Source organism: Variovorax raffinosi, from assembly GCF_051216615.1.
GTDB lineage: Bacteria > Pseudomonadota > Gammaproteobacteria > Burkholderiales > Burkholderiaceae_C > Variovorax.
Genome location: NZ_JBPJZR010000003.1, coordinates 599857 through 615836 on the forward strand (window position 1 = coordinate 599857; position 15980 = coordinate 615836).

15 protein-coding genes are annotated in these 15980 nt (G+C 67.2%); all 15 read right to left on the reverse strand.

What is annotated here, in order from left to right; translation table 11 throughout:
* Positions 1-399: 399 nt before the first annotated feature.
* The 15 genes from ACSFB7_RS13915 to ACSFB7_RS13985 all read right to left on the reverse strand — a co-directional run bounded on the left by ACSFB7_RS13915 (position 400) and on the right by ACSFB7_RS13985 (position 15955).
* Positions 400-1716, reverse strand: a complete 1317-nt coding sequence (locus ACSFB7_RS13915; protein ID WP_435470965.1) for an MFS transporter — start codon at positions 1714-1716, stop codon at positions 400-402.
* A 37-nt stretch (positions 1717-1753) separates the two neighbouring features.
* Positions 1754-2860 (reverse strand): porin, encoded by a 1107-nt coding sequence (locus tag ACSFB7_RS13920; protein WP_435470967.1) that lies wholly within the window; start codon positions 2858-2860, stop codon positions 1754-1756.
* 45 nt (positions 2861-2905) lie between these two features.
* Positions 2906-3874: a PDR/VanB family oxidoreductase gene (locus ACSFB7_RS13925; RefSeq protein WP_435470969.1), complete on the reverse strand. Its 969-nt coding sequence runs from the start codon at positions 3872-3874 to the stop codon at positions 2906-2908.
* A gap of 19 nt (positions 3875-3893) precedes the next feature.
* Entirely contained in the window at positions 3894-4940 is a 1047-nt protein-coding gene (locus ACSFB7_RS13930) for a Rieske 2Fe-2S domain-containing protein (protein ID WP_435470971.1), read from the reverse strand.
* A gap of 12 nt (positions 4941-4952) precedes the next feature.
* Complete coding sequence (locus tag ACSFB7_RS13935; protein WP_435470973.1) at positions 4953-5177, reverse strand: recombinase-like helix-turn-helix domain-containing protein; 225 nt, start codon at positions 5175-5177, stop codon at positions 4953-4955.
* 32 nt (positions 5178-5209) lie between these two features.
* Complete coding sequence (locus tag ACSFB7_RS13940; protein ID WP_435471053.1) at positions 5210-6379, reverse strand: FAD-dependent monooxygenase; 1170 nt, start codon at positions 6377-6379, stop codon at positions 5210-5212.
* A gap of 42 nt (positions 6380-6421) precedes the next feature.
* Positions 6422-7423 carry a Bug family tripartite tricarboxylate transporter substrate binding protein gene (locus tag ACSFB7_RS13945; protein WP_435470975.1) on the reverse strand — a complete coding sequence of 334 codons (1002 nt, stop codon included), beginning with the start codon at positions 7421-7423 and terminating at the stop codon, positions 6422-6424.
* Positions 7424-7438: 15 nt separating this feature from the next.
* Positions 7439-8410, reverse strand: a complete 972-nt coding sequence (locus ACSFB7_RS13950; protein WP_435470977.1) for a VOC family protein — start codon at positions 8408-8410, stop codon at positions 7439-7441.
* 389 nt (positions 8411-8799) lie between these two features.
* Positions 8800-10278, reverse strand: a complete 1479-nt coding sequence (locus tag ACSFB7_RS13955; protein ID WP_435470979.1) for an aldehyde dehydrogenase — start codon at positions 10276-10278, stop codon at positions 8800-8802.
* 10 nt (positions 10279-10288) lie between these two features.
* Entirely contained in the window at positions 10289-11086 is a 798-nt protein-coding gene (locus ACSFB7_RS13960; RefSeq protein WP_435470981.1) for an aspartate dehydrogenase, read from the reverse strand.
* Positions 11087-11106: 20 nt separating this feature from the next.
* Positions 11107-12810 carry a thiamine pyrophosphate-binding protein gene (locus tag ACSFB7_RS13965; protein ID WP_435470983.1) on the reverse strand — a complete coding sequence of 568 codons (1704 nt, stop codon included), beginning with the start codon at positions 12808-12810 and terminating at the stop codon, positions 11107-11109.
* Positions 12803-13639 (reverse strand): SDR family oxidoreductase, encoded by an 837-nt coding sequence (locus ACSFB7_RS13970; RefSeq protein ID WP_435470985.1) that lies wholly within the window; start codon positions 13637-13639, stop codon positions 12803-12805. The genes ACSFB7_RS13965 and ACSFB7_RS13970 overlap by 8 nt, the downstream gene beginning before the upstream one ends.
* Positions 13640-13650: 11 nt before the next feature.
* Positions 13651-14484: an IclR family transcriptional regulator gene (locus ACSFB7_RS13975; RefSeq protein WP_435470987.1), complete on the reverse strand. Its 834-nt coding sequence runs from the start codon at positions 14482-14484 to the stop codon at positions 13651-13653.
* 39 nt (positions 14485-14523) lie between these two features.
* Positions 14524-15396, reverse strand: coding sequence for an alpha/beta fold hydrolase (locus ACSFB7_RS13980; protein ID WP_435470989.1), 873 nt, complete (start codon positions 15394-15396; stop codon positions 14524-14526).
* A 7-nt stretch (positions 15397-15403) separates the two neighbouring features.
* On the reverse strand, positions 15404-15955 hold the full coding sequence (locus ACSFB7_RS13985) for a cupin domain-containing protein (RefSeq protein WP_435470991.1): 552 nt from the start codon (positions 15953-15955) through the stop codon (positions 15404-15406).
* Positions 15956-15980: the final 25 nt, after the last annotated feature.

A 15980-nucleotide genomic window follows, 5' to 3' on the forward strand; every position in this document is an offset into this window, starting at 1 on the left:
GGGGTGGATGGGATGTGGGGTCGGGCCTTGGGGCGGGTGATGCGCCTTCAGCGTGCACGCACCGGCACGGCCCGCTTCTGCGAGGCAGAAAGCGTACGTGCCGTGGTGGCAATGGCAAGATTCTTTGCGGCTCTTCTCGTTGGTGTCACGCGCATTCCCCCGTCCATTAGGTGCGCTCAGTTTTATCTGAACGAATGCGACGGCTCAACGACTTGCGGAACTTTTCTCTCTCAAGATGTTCGCGCGCGATAGACCGAATGGCGTCATGCAATGCAACGCATGCCGTGGGGTACGACGATGGTTCTGTCGCTGCAACACATGCTCACGCAGATGACAGATTGGATGCGTGATCGCTGTGACACCGCTGCCACAGTACGAAGGTTCTTGTGGCTGCCAGAGCTACGAAAGTTGAGAACCCGAAACTGCAACCATGCTGCGCGAACGCTCGCGAAGCCACAGCGCAAGGCCGCATCCGAACACCACAATTTGCGTGCCGATCAATAGCGCGAAGCCCGCGAAGAATCCCGCCGCCGACGAAGCCGGCGTGACGGCCGCGCTCGCACCACCCGCACCGTGCGACACCGCGCTGATCACGCCGCCCATCAGTGCCGGCATGAAGCCCGCCACCAGGCTGCCCGCACCGTTGGTCACGCCGAACGCACTGGCCGTGTGCTCGGGCCGCGCGCAGTGCTGCACCGTGCTCGGAATGGCCGGGCTCTGCAGGCCCCAGAAGAAATTGGCCGCCACGAGGCAGCAGGCCGCCACATAGGGGTTGTGCGCATTGATCGCCATCAGCACAGCCAGTGCCACGCCGATGCTCGCGCCCATGAAGATGAAGGGCACGCGCTCGCGGCCTATCTTGTCGATCAGCACGCCACCCACGAACACGGCGAGCACCGTGGCGTATTGCGGCGCGGAGGCGAGCCAGCCCATCTCGCGCATCGAGAAGCCGCGCGCCTCGCGCAGGTAGGTCGGCAGCCAGTTGCTGCTGCCCCAGAGGTAGGCCAGCGCCGCCGAGGTCAGCAGCGTGATGAGGAACAGGTGCCGCGTCTGCAGCGCACCGCGCACGATGCCGCCCACGCGCGCCATCGCTTCACCGAACGACGATGGCCGCACTCCGTCGGCATGCGTGGGCGGCATGCGCACGAACGCCAGCACCAGCGGAATGCCGAGCGCGATGTTCAGCACGCCGAGCACATGGAACGAACTGTCCCAGTCGAAGCGCGTGAGCAGGTAGCCGACCAGCGGATAGCCGATGGCCAGGCCGAGCCCGGTGCCCATGTTGACGATGGCATTCGGCTTGCCGTTCTCGTGGCTCTGGAAATGTGCCTTGATGTAGGACGAGGCCAGCGAGAACAGCGGACCTTCGGACACGCCCAGCAGGATGCGCGAGGCCAGCAGCATGCCGTAGCTGTGGAACATGGGCGAGGCCCAGGTCACCACACCCCACAGCACCAGCCCGTAGACCAGGCTGCGGCGCACGCCGAACAGCGCCGAGCAGAACGGCGTGAGCACGAAGGCCGACACGCCATAGCCCAGCATGAAGGCGGTGGCCAGCAGGCCCTGGCTCACGCGGTCATCCGCGGCCAGCCCCACGTGCGCGAGGAACGCGGGGTCGGTGATCAGCACTGCGATGTTGATGCGGTCCACGTAGGAGATCGCGACGATCACGAACAGCGTGACGACGCCGTACCAACGAAAGTTCTTGCTCTGCATGGCGCTCCTGCCGTGGGTTGTTGCTGCGCGAATGCGCCTAGAACATGTGGCGCATGCCGAACTCGGTGCCGCTGGAGGCACGGTTCGGCAGCGTGACGGCGCCCGACAGCGCCTGCGTGGCGCCGTTCCTGTTGCTGATGCGCGCGATGGTGGCGTACAGCGCGGTGCGCTTCGAGAGGTTGTGCACGTAGCCGATGGCCAGCTTCGACGACGTGGGGTCCAGCAGCGCGCCGGCCGGCTGCAGCTTGTAGCGCGCGTACGAGCCCTTGATCTCGCCGGGGCCGATGGGCAACTGGAAGCCGATGAGCGCGCCCTTGCCGTCCGTCGCGCCCTTCGACTCGGTGTAGAGCTCGCTCGTGAGCTTGAGGTTCATCAGCGAGGGCCCGAAGGTGTAGGAGGCACCGAGGTTGGTCACGCGCAGGTCGCCGCTGGCATAGCGCGTCTTGCCGGTGGCCAGCGCGATGTGGAAGCCGCCGCTCTGGTAGCCGAAGCGCAGCCCCGTGTGATCGCCGTCGTGCCGCGTCGACACCAGCGTCTTGGGCACCACCGAGAGCGAATCGTTCTCGCCCATCGCGTACATCACCTGCCCGTAGAAGCCGCCGAGGTTGGCGGGCAGAAAGTAGCCGATGCTGTTCGATGCGCGCGTGCCGGTAGGCGCCACCAGCCCGCCCAGGCCCGAGAAATAGATCTGATTCGCCCCGATGCCGCTGCCCGTGCCGAAGGGATCGAAGATGGCCGTGTTCCAGAACGCCGGCACGTAGTCGCGGCCCAGCCGCACTTCGCCGAACGGGCCGGCCAGGCTCACCGTCGAGCGGCGGTTGAAGCTGAGCGATCCGGCGGGGCCGTTGCCGCTGGCCTGGTTGTTCGAGTTCGAGGGAAAGCCGGTGCCGGTGTCGTTCTGCAGGCCCATCTCGAGCCAGAAGCTGGCCGACAGACCTCCGCCCAGGTCTTCAGTGCCGCGAAAGCCCAGCCGGCTAAACATGTTGCCGCTGTTGGTCAACTGCACCTTGCTGCCCGAACCGGTGCCGCTGCCGCGCGTGTAGGTGACGGCGGCATCGACCACGCCGAAGAGCGTGAGGGAAGACTGGGCCAGCGCTCCGCCAGCCGTGCTGGCCGCAGCCAGCGCGATCAAGTACTTTTTCATTGAATGTCTCGGGTTGGTTTTTTCTTTTTCCGGCCGCGTGGCCTCTCAGATGTCCAGCACCAGCCGCTCGCCCTTGCAGCGAGAGACGCAGATCATCATGGTCTTGTTGGACGCACGTTCGATCTTGGTGAGGATGCCGTCGTGGTGCTCGACTTCGCCTTCGAGCACCGCTGTTTCACAGGCGCCGCACACGCCTTCCTTGCAACTGTGGTCGGGGTTGAGGCCGGCGTCGATCAGGCTGTCGAGGATCGACTTGCCCGCCGGCACCTCGACGCTCTTGCCGCTCTTCGCGCACTGCACCACGTAGCCTTGCGTGGCGCTCGGCGCCTCCACATGCACGGCGGCAAAGCGCTCGATGTGCGCGTTCGCATGGCCGAGCTGTTCGCAGCTTTTCTCGAACGCATCGAGCATCGGCGTCGGGCCGCAGCAGTAGTAGTGGCTGTCGGCGCCCTTGCCGGCCAGCAGCGCCGCGAGGTCGGGCGGTGCGCCCTTCTCGTCGTCGAAATGCCAGGTGAGCTGTATGGCCTTTTCTTTCGCCAGCGCTTCGATGGCATCGCAGAAGGCGGCTTCCTTGCGGGTGCGCGCGCAGTACAGCAGCTCCACCGGCTTGCCGATGGCCACGAGGCGCTGCAGCATGCACCAGATGGGCGTGACGCCGATGCCGCCGGCCACCAGCACCGAGCGCGCGGCGCCCTCCTGCAGCTTGAAGTTGTTGCGCGGCGCCGAGATCGGCAGCGTCATGCCCACGCGCAACTGCTGGTGCACATAGCGCGAGCCGCCCCGGCTCTTGCGGTCGTTGAGCACGCCGACCACATAGCGCTGGCGGTCGCTCGATGGATTGCACAGCGAGTAGCTGCGCACCAGCCCGTTGGGCAGGTGCAGGTCGATGTGGGAGCCGGCCTCGAAGGCGGGAAAGTCCACGGCAGGCGATGCCGGCCGGAACTCGACGCTGACGATGCCGTCGGCCTCGTAGCGCATGGTGTGCACGAGGGCGTTCAGCGTGGGAGAAGACATGGCGCGGCTCGCTCCCGGGTCAGGCGGTGGTGGCTTCGGCTGCTTCAGCCAGTTGTGCCTGTGCCAGGCCGCGCATGTGGCGGCGCAGCCGCACGATGCCCAGGTCGTGCTGGTACAGGTTCTCGTGCTGGTTGGCGTCGGGCTCCATCTCTTCGAGCATCACGCGGTCCTGCTCCAGCACATGCCAGTGGCGCGCTTCCAGGCGGTTCTTGTAGAGAAAGCGCCAGGTGTCGCGCTCCCAGCCCTTGGGCAGCTTGCGCACGCGCCAGAAGAAGGTGGCCGTCATGCCATTCGCCATCGGCGAGAACGCGCCGATGATGATGAAGTTGCCGCCGGGGCCGCCGGTCTTCGGGTACGGGATTTCAAGGCGCATCCAGTGGATGCCGGTGTCGGCCCACTCGGTCCAGTCGAAGTTGACGTTGCGCTGGCCTTCCTTCTCGAACACGAAGCCGATGTCGGTCGGGCGAATGCCGAACTTGGCGCTCGAGTCGCCCTCGGCCATCGAATGCGACTGCTTGTGCAGATACGTGCCGTGCATCGGGTCCATCACGTTGTCGAGCACGTAGCGGTAGTCGCCCTTCCACTCGGTGTAGCAAAGGAAGCTGCCGTACTCTGCGTCGTCGGTCAGTTGCTCGGGCAGCACCAGCGGCGGCGGCACATCGACCGACTCCTTCGAGTTGTAGAGAAACACCGCACCCGCGCGCTCCTGCACATGGAAGTGCCGCGTGGCCTGCGAGCCTTCGAGCTTGCAACCCGGGCTGCCGGGCACGCGCGTGACGACGCCGTCATGCCGCACCTCGACGCCGTGGTACGGGCACGAGAGACGGTCACCCAGGATCACGCCCTGCGACAGCGGCGCGCCGCGATGCGGGCAACGGTCTTCCAGCGCATGCAGCACGCCTTCGCCGTCGCGCCACAGCGCGAGCTTGCGGCCGAGGCGGCGCAGGGAGATGGGGTTCTCCTTGATGAAGTGCGAGGGGCAGATCGGATACCAGAGGTCTTTCAGGCCGATCTCCAGGAGATGGTCGACCGGGTCTGCGGGAACGGGGTGAATGGCGATGGGCATGGTGGGTTCTCCTCAGACGGCCAGCGCGGCCATTTCCTTGCGGTACAGCGCTTCGGTCCACAGCTGGCCGCCGGGCGTGGCCAGGCCGCTGTCGTTCAGACGTTGCACCAGGCCGCCCAGGTCATGGATGCCATCGGCAAAGGCGCGTTCGATCACGTCGCCGAGCAGGTCTTCGTAAGTGGTCGCCGGGCGTTGGCGCGCCTGGTGCGGTTGGAGATAGCGGTCTTGTTGTTGCATCGTGGCCTCCGTGGGAGTGAGGTGAAATGAAATCAGGCGGTGGCAGCGGCGACCGCAACGGGTGCACCGAGCGGCACGGCCCAGGCGTCGTAGCCGTAGACCCAGTCGGCGTTGCCACCTTCGCGCAGCCAGTTGTTGCCGCGTGAGCCGAGCTGCACCTGGCTGGCGCGTTCGATGCGGGCCTTCTCGTAGCCTTGCAAGGCATCGGCCATGTCGCTCATCGCCACGCCTTCGAGGTGGCGGGCCAGCACCACTGCGTCTTCGATCGCCATGCCCGCGCCCTGCGCCATGAAAGGCAGCATCGGGTGCGCGGCGTCACCCAGCAACGCCATGCGGCCGGCGGCCCAGGCGGGCATCGGGTCACGCTCGTACAGCGCGGTCTTGAGCACCGTGTCGCAGGCATCGAGCAAGGCGCGCGCTTCGGGGTGATAGGCCACGTACTGCTCGCGCAGTTCGTCGACGCTGCCCGGCGCGGTCCACGATTCGAGGTGCCAGGTGTCCTGCGGCGTGGTCGCGAAGATGAAGATGTCCTTGCCGCGATTGAGCGGGAACGTGACGATCTGGCTCTGCGGATTCGGGCCCCACCACTTGGTGAAGGCGCCCAGGTTCGGCACGCCGGCCACGCGCTCGGCGGGCACCACGGCGCGGTAGGCCACGATGCCGGTGAAGCGCGGGCTCTCGGCACCGAACATCGCGGTGCGCACGCACGAGTGGATGCCATCGGCGCCCAGCAGCACGCCGACACGGGCGCTGGTGCCATCGGCGAAGGAAAGGCTCACGCCCTTGCCGTCCGCTTCGATTTTTTCCGCACGCTTGCCGAGCGCGACCTGTTCGGCCGGGAACATGTCGGCCAATGCAGCCAGCAGGTCGGCGCGGTGGATCGTGAGCTGCGGTGCGCCGTAGCGCTGCTCCGCCGAATCGGCCATTTCAAGGCGCGAGGTTTCTTCGCCGGTGTCGTAGGTGCGGCTGATGCGGTGCGACGGACGTGCGGCCGTCACGCGGGCCGCTTCGCCGACACCGAGGCCGTCGAGTGCGCGCACGGCATTCGGCGTGAGGTTGATGTCCGCGCCGACGCGGGCAAACTGTTTGGCCTGCTCGAACACGATCACGTCGTGGCCCGCGCGCCGCAGCGCAATGGCTGCCACAAGGCCGCCGATGCCCGCACCGACGATGCCGATGGTGGATTCGCTGGTCTTCTTCATCATCATCATGAATCTGTCTCCGCTTGATGTGGCTGCCGGCGCTTACTCGGCGACGATGTTGCGGGCCTTGATGATCTTGGCCCACACGGCCGTCTCATCGCGGATGTAGGTGGCGAACTCGGCGGGCTTCATGGCCGCGTCGGTCATGCCCTGCAACTTGAGCCGTTCGCGCACGTCGGGCTGCGCGAGCATGTCCGCCGCGTCCTTCGCCAGTTGCTCGACCACGGCGGGCGGCGTGCCCTTCGGTGCCATCAGGCCGTACCAGGAGGTCACCGTCACGCCCTGGATGCCCTGCTCCGCCAGCGTGGGAATGTCGGGCGCGGCGGCGCTGCGCTTGGCCTCGGTCACGCCGATGGCGACCAGCTTGCCTTGCTTCAAGAACGGCAGCGTCGCGGGCAGGTTGCTGAACATCAGCGGTACCGAGCCGCCGAGCACATCATTGAGTGCCGGCGGCGTGCCCTTGTAGGGCACGTGCAGCATGTCGATGCCGGCCTGCTGCTTGAACAGTTCGCCCGCCAGGTGCAGGCCGCTGCCCACGCCCGGCGAGGCATACGACAGCGTGTTGGGCTTGGCCTTGGCCTTCGCCACCAGGTCCTTCGCGTTCTTGATGCCCGACGCCGGCGACGCCACCAGCACGTTGGGCGCCTTGGCCAGCATGGTGATCGGCACGAAGTCCTTCGCCATGTCGAACGGGAAGTTGGGCATCAGCGTCGGGTTGATGGTGACGTTGCCCGCCGGGATCACCAGCAGCGTGTGGCCGTCGCCCTTGGCGCGCTTGACTTTTTCCATGCCGATGTTGCCGGCCGCGCCGACCTGGTTGTCGACCACGGCCGCCTGGCCGTAGCGCCGCGCCAGGCCGTCCGACAGGATGCGCGCCAGCGTATCGACCGGGCCACCGGGCGGGAACGGCGAAATGATGGTGAAGCGTTCACTGGCCAGTTGCTTCTGCGCATCGCTTTGCTGCGCATGCGCGGTCGTGCCGAGCGTCAGCGCCGCGAGCGCGGCAAACAGGAGAGAAGAAGAAAAGGAAAGACGTTGTTGCATGGCGGATCGAGGGACTTATTTCTTTTCGGTAAGGAACGCGCCTTTCGGGCCTTCCGCGTTCTTCTGGCGACGGGTGTTGCCATCGAGGCCGCCATCGACGGCCCATTCGGCGAACACCGTCGGGCCGGGCTCGAACTCGCGTGGTTGCCAGTCGGCGGTGAGCTGGTCTTCGTCGGCGTAGTACTCGATGAGGCCGCCGGCCGGGTTCTTGAAGTACCAGAAGTACGCCGACGACACCGGGTGGCGCCCCGGGCCGAGCTGCGTCTCCCAGCCACGGCGCGAGAAGTGCAGGCCACCGCCGAACACTTCGTGGATGTCGCGCACGGTGAAGGCCACGTGGTTCAGCCCGCGTTTGCCCGAGGGAATCTGCAGCAGGAACAGGTCGTGGTGGCCACCCTCCGAAGCGCAGCGCATGAAGGCACCACGGTTCGGGTAGCTGTCGGAAGCGACGAAGCCGAAGCGTTGCGCATAGAACGCGCTCGTGCCCACCACGTCGTTGACGAAGAACACCACATGACCGACTTCGATAGGTGTTGCGCGTTCGTAGATCGGTGCGGCCTGGTTGATGCGCGGCTTGGCGTTCCAGGTGTTCATGGCACCGCAGTCGACGTCGACCGCGTGCTTGCGGCTGACTTGCAAACGCACGGCGAGGCCGTTGGGGTCGATGCAGCCGATGCGGCGTGCGTCGTCGACCGTGCTGTCGAAGAAACCCGTGTCGTTTGCGATGGCAGCGGCATAGCGGTCGAGGTCCGCATCGCTTTCCACGCCCCACACCACTTCGCGCAGCGTCGGGCCTTCTTCCATCGCGGGCGGCAGGTTGGCGTTGCCCAACGCCGCGACGACAACCTTGCAGCCGTTCAGGCACTCGAAAACGAGTTCGTCGTTCGCTTCCGACGTGAGTGCGAGGCCCCAGTCTTCGAAGAAGCGGCGGCAGGTGGGCAGGTCGTCTGCCCCGTAGGTGATCTGGTCGATGCCAAGTACGCTCATGTCAGTTTTTCGCTCTGGTGTTCAACGGGGGCTGCGGTCTTTTGCTTTCGGGACGCTTGTTCGGGGCGGGATCGGGGTCGGGGTCGGGTTCATTCGGGGCGAGTGCGAATGACACCAGGAGCTCCCCTCCGCGAATGTCCCCCGCTTCGCTCCTCCTTTATTTCGCTGCGGGGAGCACCTGGTGTCATTCGCACAGGGGCACGCAGCTGGTGTACCGCTGATCAACAACCACTCTGTCCAGCGCTCGCGCCGATACGGGGCTCTTTTTCGCGAAATAAAGGAGGAGCGAAGCGGGGGACATTCGCGAAAAAGAGCACCGTGTCGGCGTGAGCGTCGCCCTGAACGACAGCGCCCAGAACAACGCAGCAAATGAGCAGAGAAAAGAGACGTCATCCCAGTGCCCAAGGCAACGGCTGTTCATTCGTCCCCCAGTACATGCTCTTCTGCTCCATGTACTGAAAGATCCCTTCGCGCCCCTTCTCGCGCCCCAGCCCGCTGTCACGCCAGCCGCCAAAAGGCGTGGAGACAGAGAACTGCTTGTACGTGTTGACCCATACCGTGCCAGCCTGCACCGCACGGCCCAACTTCCAGGCGCGCTTGAAGTCGCGGCTCCACACACCCGCAGCCAGCGCGTAAACGCTGTCGTTGGCCTGCGCAATCAGCGAGGCTTCGTCGTCGAACGGCATCGCGACCAGCACCGGCCCGAAGATTTCCTCCTGGCTGATGCGCGCGCTGTTGTCCAGACCTTCGATGATGGTTGGCTTGTAGAAGTAGCCACGGTCATAGCCATCGCCGTGCGGGCGTACGCCGCCCGTGCGAATTCGGCCGCCTTCGGACACGCCGAGGTCCACATAGCGCTCGATGCCCTCGCGGTGCTTGGCTGTGATGAGCGGGCCCATCTGCGTTCGCTCCGAGGCCGGGTCGCCCACGCGCAACGCATTGGCGCCTTCGGCCAGCCGCGTCAGGAACTCGTCGTAGATGCTTCGCGCCACGAACAGGCGCGAACCTGCGATGCACGATTCGCCCGACGAACTGAAGATGCCGTACAGCACGCCGCTCACCGCATGGTCGAGGTCGGCATCGTCCAGCACCATGGTCGGCGACTTGCCGCCCAGCTCCAGCGACACCGGCATCATCTTGTCGGCCGCGATGTGTGCGATGTGCTTGCCCGTGGTGGTGCCGCCCGTGAACGACACGCGCTTGACCAGCGGATGCTTGGTGATCGCGTCGCCAATCACCGAGCCCTTGCCCGGCAACACGCTGACGATGCCCTTGGGCACGCCGGCCTTCTCGCAGATGCGCGCCAGTTCCAGCGCCATGAGCGGCGTGACTTCGGCGGGCTTGACGACCACCGCATTGCCGGCCGCCAGCGCGGGCGCGAGCTTCTGCGCTTCGCTGGCAATCGGCGAGTTCCACGGCGTGATGGCTGCGACCACGCCCATGGGCTCGTGCACGCTCATCGTGACGAAGGCGCCGCGCGAGGGGGTGATGGTTTCTTCGAGCGTTTCGAGCGCGGCGGCGAAGAACTGGAAGGTGCCGGCGGCGCTGGCAACGAGGTTGCGGGTTTCGCTGATGGGCTTGCCGTTGTCCAGACGCTGCTTCTGCGCGAGCGATTCGCCTTCTTCGCGGATCAGTTGCGCCACGCGATGCAGCACGGCGGCGCGCTCGTGCGGCAGGCGCTGGGCCCAGCCGCTGGTACGGAAGGCATGGTCGGCGCGCGTGATGGCTTCCTCGACGTCGGCGAGGCTTGCGGCCTTCAGCCGCGCGATGGGCTCGCCCGTGGCGGGGTAGAGGCTTTCATACACATCGCCGCCGCCCAGGCGCCATTCGCCGGCAACGCAGATCGGAAGGAGTTCGGAAGAAATCATGGAAAGCAATTCAGATGGCGAGCGCCGCGACGCGGTTGCGCAGGGCGCGCACCGCGCTGTAGACGGTGAGCGCGGAGGTCTTGGGGTTGGCCGCGAGCGGCTTGTTGCGCATGGTCAGCGCGAAGCTGCCGAAGGCGCCTTCGGCTTCGACGGTGTGCACGTTCTCGGCGGTGGCGGGGTCGGCAATCAGGCGCACCAGCGTCTTGTCGAGCCCCAGGCCCGCGAGCGAGACGGTGGCCGCGACGTTGGCGTTCTTCGGGTACAGCAAGGCGGCTTCGCGCGCGCTGCCTTCGAAGATCACGGTTTCCTGCGTCAACGCATCGAGATCGCGGCCCTGCTCGGCCGGCGTGCCCTTCCAGGCCTGCGGCGGCTTGCGACCGGTGTAGCGCACGCTGTCCAGGCCGCCGATGCGGGCGGCGGCCAGCGCGTCGATTCCGCCGATGGCGCCGGGGATCAGCTGCACCTGCGTGCGGCCCGCGATGGCGGCGGCTTCGAGCTTTTCAGCCAAGCCGGTCGCCGACAGCGCGCCGACCGAGGCGACCACGCAAGGCGTGCCGCGTGCCAGCGCCGGCAGCACATGCTCTTCGATGGCCGCATGGCCGGCCGTCTCGACCACGAGGTCGATGCCGGCAACGGGCACCGTGCTCAAGACCTGCGCGCCGGGCACGGCCTTCTGTGCCGCAGCCATGCCTTCGACGGGCACGACGATGACCGTCACCTTGAGGACCGGGTCGCCCCGGAGCAGTTCGAGCACCGCGGTGCCGATGGCGCCGCAGCCGACGAGTGCAATGCGTGTGATGGCGGTCATGGAGGAAGCCTTGCCCACCGTCACTTGGCCGTGCCGAGCGCGGGAATCTGCGTGACCGTGTTCGTCGGCGGGCCGGCGAAGCTGGTCTTGAAGCCACCGATGGAGAGCATGTCGATCTCCAGCAGGAACGGGCCGTCGGTGGACAGTGCCTCGCCCAGCCGCGCCGGCAGATCGGCAAGGTCGCGCACGCAAGCGTGCGGCAGCGCGATCGACTTGCACAGCAGGTCGTAGTCGGGTGTGTGCAGCTCGGCGTAGCACTGGCGGCCGCCGTATTGCGCGTCCTGGATGTTCTTGATGACGCCGTAGCTCTTGTCGTTCATCAGCACGATCACCATGGGCGCCTTCTCCTGCACCATGCAGGCCAGCTCGCCCAGGTTCAGGATGAAGCCGCCGTCGCCGGCCAGGCAGAAGGTCTTGCGGCCCGAGCCGGTGACCGCCGCGCCGATGGCCGCGCCGATCGCCATCGGCATGCCCTGCCCGATGCCGCCGCCCGTGGCGTGCACGCCGGCGCTCGGCTCGAAGATGCGCAGCTCGCGGTTGCCCCAGGTGCTGTTGGAGACGGTGACGTCGCGCACCCAGTTGAAATTGCGGCCCGCCGCCGACTGGATGCGGCGCACGAGTTCGGCGTACGGGCCAAGGCCGTCGCGCAGCGTTGCCACGGCCTGGTCGTGCGCGGCGCGCAGGTCGACCAGCAGCTGCGCGTCGGCGCGATAGCCCTTTGCCTCGAGGCGATCCGCAAGGCCTTCGAGCGCGAGTGCCGAATCGCCGCAGACAAAAGCTTCAGAGGCGTAGCAGCGGCCTTCGGCGGCAGCGTCGGCGTCGATGCGGTACAGCGGGCGCGGCAGCTTCAGTTCGTACTTGAGCGTTTCGTTGCCGCGCAGGCGCGAGCCCACCACCAGCATCGCGTCGCAGGTCTGATAGAAGGCCTCGACCGGCTTCTGGATGTTGTAGGCGCCGAGCGAGCCGGCGTCGTCTTCGGACACCGTGCCGCGGCCCTGCGTGGTGGTGACCACGCCGAAGCCGAGCTTTTGCAGGCGCTGGATCGCACTGCGTGCGTGGCGTGCACCACCGCCGACCCACAGCAGCGGGCGCTTGGCGGCCGAGAGGCGCGCGGCCAATGCATCGAGCGCGGCGGCCGACGGCACGGGCCGCTCGATGGGCAGCGGCGACAGGTCGGCAGGCATCGTCATGAGCGCCGACTGGATGTCGATCGGGATCTCCACGCTCACCGGGCCGGTAGGCGCCGTCAGCGCGAGCTGCACCGCGCGCTTGAGCGTGCCGAGCGCCGTCTCCACGCTGCGCACGCGCAGCGCAGCCTTCGACACTGCCTTGAGCATGGTGAGCTGGTCGGGCGCCTCGTGGATGTACGACATGCCCTTGTCCAAATATGGCGTCTCGATCTGCCCGGTGATGTGCAGCAGCGGCGCGCCGGCGGTCAAGGCTTCGACCAGGCTGCCCGCGATGTTGCCCGCAGCGGGGCCGGTGCTGGTGATGCACACGCCCAGGCTGGCGGTGGAGCGCGCATAGGCGTCGGCCATGTTGCCCGCGCCCGCCTCGCCCCGCGAGGAGATGAAGCGCACCATGCCGCGCTGCGCGAAGGCATCGAGGATCGGCATGTTGTGGATCGAAATCACGCCGAACGCCGCCTTGACGCCGCACTGCTCGAGAAAGGCCGCGACGACCGCGCCGACCGTGACCGTGTTGTTGTTCGTGGGTTCATGCATGGCGCGACAGGCCTCCGGAGATATCGATGTGACTGCCCGTCGTGTACGACGCGAGGGGCGAAGCGAGGAAAAGGATCGCGCGTGCGGCTTCGGTCGGAAGCCCCAGGCGACCCAGCGGGATGTGTTTGTTGGTTGCGAGCTGGCCGCTCCAGGCGGACCAGTCCTGCGACTTGTCTTCGCGCGCCTCGAAGCGGCGGCGCCATTGGCCCGACTCGACCAGCCCGATCAGGATGCCGTTGACGCGCACGCCCTGCGGCGCAAACTCGGTGGCCATCGAACGCACGAGGTTCAACAGGCCCGCACGCGCGGCCGAGGTCGCGACCATGTGCGGCTCGGGTTGGCGCGCCAGCAGCGAGTTGGCACAGACGATGGACGCATCGCCGAGCACCGCGCGCTGTGCCGCGAGCTGCGGCAAAAAGGCGCGCGTGGGATTGATGACCGAGAAGAACTTCAGATTCAGCTCTTCGGTCCAGGCTGCATCGTCGGTCGTGGCGAAGGTGGAGACGCGGCCCTGCCCTGCGTTGTTGACGAGCATCGAGGCCGGGCCGAGCGCGGCTTCGCTGGCAGCAGCGAAGGAGCGGACCGAGGCGCCGTCGAGCACGTCGCAAGCTTGGGCGAAGAGCTTCGCGTTGGGGAACTGTTCGCGCAGGCCGGCCACCGCGCGGTCGAGACGTTCGGCATTGCGCCCGCACAGCGCGACGGCGGCGCCGCAGCCGAGCAGCAGCTCGACGGTCGCCAGGCCAATGCCCGACGAACCGCCTGTGACCACGGCCACGCGGCCCGCGAGCGCATCGGCGGCAAAGAAGGAAGAAGGTGCGTGCATCGTCATGACCATCACCATCAAGCGCTGCGAAGCGGCACCACCTTGTTGGCGCGTGCAGGCGAGTAGTTCAGCAGGCCAGAGATTTCTTCGGCCGTGCTGCGCACGCGCAGCACCATCTCGTCCATGCGGTTTTCTTCGATGTGGCCCGAGGTGATGGTCGCGCCCAGCGCCGCCACGATGTGGCCGCTGTGGTCGCGCACCGGGGCCGCGATGCTGGAGATGTTCGACTCGAAGAATCCTTCGCCCAGCACGTAGCCGCGCGAGCGGTCGGCCTGCACCATGTCGAAGAGTTCGTTCACGGTCTTGGGCGTGCTCGGCGAGAAGGTCTCCAGCTTGTCTTCGGGGTACAGCGCGCGCAGTTGCGGCAGCGTGAGGTCTTCGAGCAGCACGCGGCCGAGCACCGTGGCATGGGCCGGCAGGCGCGTGCCCACGGTGACCGAGCTGGCGAACGGCGTGGGCGGTGCGACCTTGGCGACGTAGACGATCGAGCGGCCGTCGCGCACCACGAGGTTGCAGGGCGTGCGCAGCTCGTCGCACAGGCGGTTGAGCAGCGGCGTGCCGAGCTGCGTGAGTTCCAGCGACGCGAGGTATTCGAAGCCCAGGCGCAGCACCGCAAGGCCCAGCCGGTAGTCGCGGCCGCCTTCGGCACGTTCCAGAAAGCCCATGTTCTCCAGCGTGGTGAGCAGGCGGAACACGGTGGAGCGCGGCAGGTCGAAGCGGCGCGCCAGTTCGGGCGCGGAGAGCGTGCGGCTTTCGCGGCTGAACTCGCACAGCACGCGCAGGCCGCGTTCGAGCGCGGGCACGTTGTAGCGGTCGGCGCCCTCTTCCATCACTTCGTTGTCGTTGGCCATGGTCGTTGGTTGTTGGGGTTGGTTGTTCCGGGTGCCCGGTCAGGCGGCGAGCGCTTCGCGCAGCAGCGCGGCAACGGCCTGCGGCTGTTCCACGTAGCTGGCGTGGCCCGCGCCTTCGATGGCTTCGAGCGCCACCCCGCATTGGCGCGCGACTTCGGCGCAGGCGTCGGGCGTGGTGACGACATCGAGCGTGCCACAGGCCACGCGCACCGGCATGGCGGGCGGCAGGTCGGCCAGCAGGTCGCCGTTGCACAGCAGCTCGACGGCCTGGCGGTAGCCGCCATCGTTCAGCCGCGCCATGTTCCAGCGCACCCATTGGCGCGCGAGTTCGCTGGCGGTGTCGGACACGAGGCGGCCCGAGCGCTTCGCGGCCATGCCGGCGATGCCCAGTTCGTCGAGCGTGGCCAGGCGTTCGGTGTGCACCTTGGCGCGGGCTTCGGCGCGCGACGGTGCGCCGTAGCCGGCGGCCGGGCTGATCAGCATGAGGCGGCGGATGCGCGAAGCCAGGGCCGAGCCGTTGCGCGCGGCCGATGCGGCGGTGAGCGCACCGAGCGAATGGCCGACGAGCACGCAGGACTGCACGTCGAGCGCATCGAGCAGCGCATGCAGTCGCTCTGCGTAATCAGCGGCGGTTGGCGTGGCGGATGCGAGCGGCGTCGATGCACCGTAGCCCGGCGCATCCCACGCGATCACGCGGGCCTGCGGTGCGAGCAGCAACGCGACATGGAGCCATGAGGCCGCGCCCGAGCCGATGCCGTGCAGGCACACGATGGCCGGGCCTGCGCCGTGCTCGCGCACCGACACCGCCGCGCCGCCGCCGACCGGCACCGTGCGGGCGGGAAAGCGGGCGTCCAGCAGTGCCAGCTCGGAAGCGGGCAGCGTCTGTGCATCGGTGGCCATGGCGTCGCTCATGCCGTTCTCAGCGCTTGATCTTGGCGAGCGGGTGATCGGCCGGATAGGTCGGCGTCACCGGCTTCTTCGCGCCGAGCATCACGCACATCAGCGCGTCTTCGTCGCCGATGTTGATCTCTTCGCGGTACACGCCCGGCGGCACCGAGATGAGGTCGCGGTCGGTCATGATGGTTTCGAAGCGCTCGCCGTCCTTCTCGATCACGACCTTGAGCTTGCCGCGGATCAGGAAGAACACTTCTTCCACGTCGGTGTGCAGGTGCGGCGGGCCTTCGTGGCCGGCCGGGATCACCATGGTCGAGAAGGTGAAGTGCTCGGCGGCCACGGTGTTGACGTCTTTCGCCACGCCGGTGCCGCCGGTGCCCACGTAGCGCATCTGCGCGCGGCGGAACTTGGGGTCGAAGTCGGCCTGGAACTTCAGCGCGTCCCAGTCGTACTTGCGGGTTTCGTAGCGCGCGATGCGGGTGTTCATCCACTCGGCAAGGCTGCTGCCCTCGGGCTGCGCCAGCGTGGTGGTGGCGGCGGCATCGTTGATCTTCTGCTGTTCGGACAAATCGCTCATGGGGGTCACTCCTTCGTCGGAAAAA

What these genes read in the sequence shown, in the direction of transcription:
- ACSFB7_RS13915 (WP_435470965.1), bottom strand. Translation starts at nt 1,716, where the DNA reads ATGCAGAGCAAGAACTTTCGTTGGTACGGCGTCGTCACGCTGTTCGTG.
- ACSFB7_RS13920 (WP_435470967.1), bottom strand. Translation starts at nt 2,860, where the DNA reads ATGAAAAAGTACTTGATCGCGCTGGCTGCGGCCAGCACGGCTGGCGGA.
- ACSFB7_RS13925 (WP_435470969.1), bottom strand. Translation starts at nt 3,874, where the DNA reads ATGTCTTCTCCCACGCTGAACGCCCTCGTGCACACCATGCGCTACGAG.
- ACSFB7_RS13930 (WP_435470971.1), bottom strand. Translation starts at nt 4,940, where the DNA reads ATGCCCATCGCCATTCACCCCGTTCCCGCAGACCCGGTCGACCATCTC.
- ACSFB7_RS13935 (WP_435470973.1), bottom strand. Translation starts at nt 5,177, where the DNA reads ATGCAACAACAAGACCGCTATCTCCAACCGCACCAGGCGCGCCAACGC.
- ACSFB7_RS13940 (WP_435471053.1), bottom strand. Translation starts at nt 6,379, where the DNA reads ATGAAGAAGACCAGCGAATCCACCATCGGCATCGTCGGTGCGGGCATC.
- ACSFB7_RS13945 (WP_435470975.1), bottom strand. Translation starts at nt 7,423, where the DNA reads ATGCAACAACGTCTTTCCTTTTCTTCTTCTCTCCTGTTTGCCGCGCTC.
- ACSFB7_RS13950 (WP_435470977.1), bottom strand. Translation starts at nt 8,410, where the DNA reads ATGAGCGTACTTGGCATCGACCAGATCACCTACGGGGCAGACGACCTG.
- ACSFB7_RS13955 (WP_435470979.1), bottom strand. Translation starts at nt 10,278, where the DNA reads ATGATTTCTTCCGAACTCCTTCCGATCTGCGTTGCCGGCGAATGGCGC.
- ACSFB7_RS13960 (WP_435470981.1), bottom strand. Translation starts at nt 11,086, where the DNA reads ATGACCGCCATCACACGCATTGCACTCGTCGGCTGCGGCGCCATCGGC.
- ACSFB7_RS13965 (WP_435470983.1), bottom strand. Translation starts at nt 12,810, where the DNA reads ATGCATGAACCCACGAACAACAACACGGTCACGGTCGGCGCGGTCGTC.
- ACSFB7_RS13970 (WP_435470985.1), bottom strand. Translation starts at nt 13,639, where the DNA reads ATGACGATGCACGCACCTTCTTCCTTCTTTGCCGCCGATGCGCTCGCG.
- ACSFB7_RS13975 (WP_435470987.1), bottom strand. Translation starts at nt 14,484, where the DNA reads ATGGCCAACGACAACGAAGTGATGGAAGAGGGCGCCGACCGCTACAAC.
- ACSFB7_RS13980 (WP_435470989.1), bottom strand. Translation starts at nt 15,396, where the DNA reads ATGAGCGACGCCATGGCCACCGATGCACAGACGCTGCCCGCTTCCGAG.
- ACSFB7_RS13985 (WP_435470991.1), bottom strand. Translation starts at nt 15,955, where the DNA reads ATGAGCGATTTGTCCGAACAGCAGAAGATCAACGATGCCGCCGCCACC.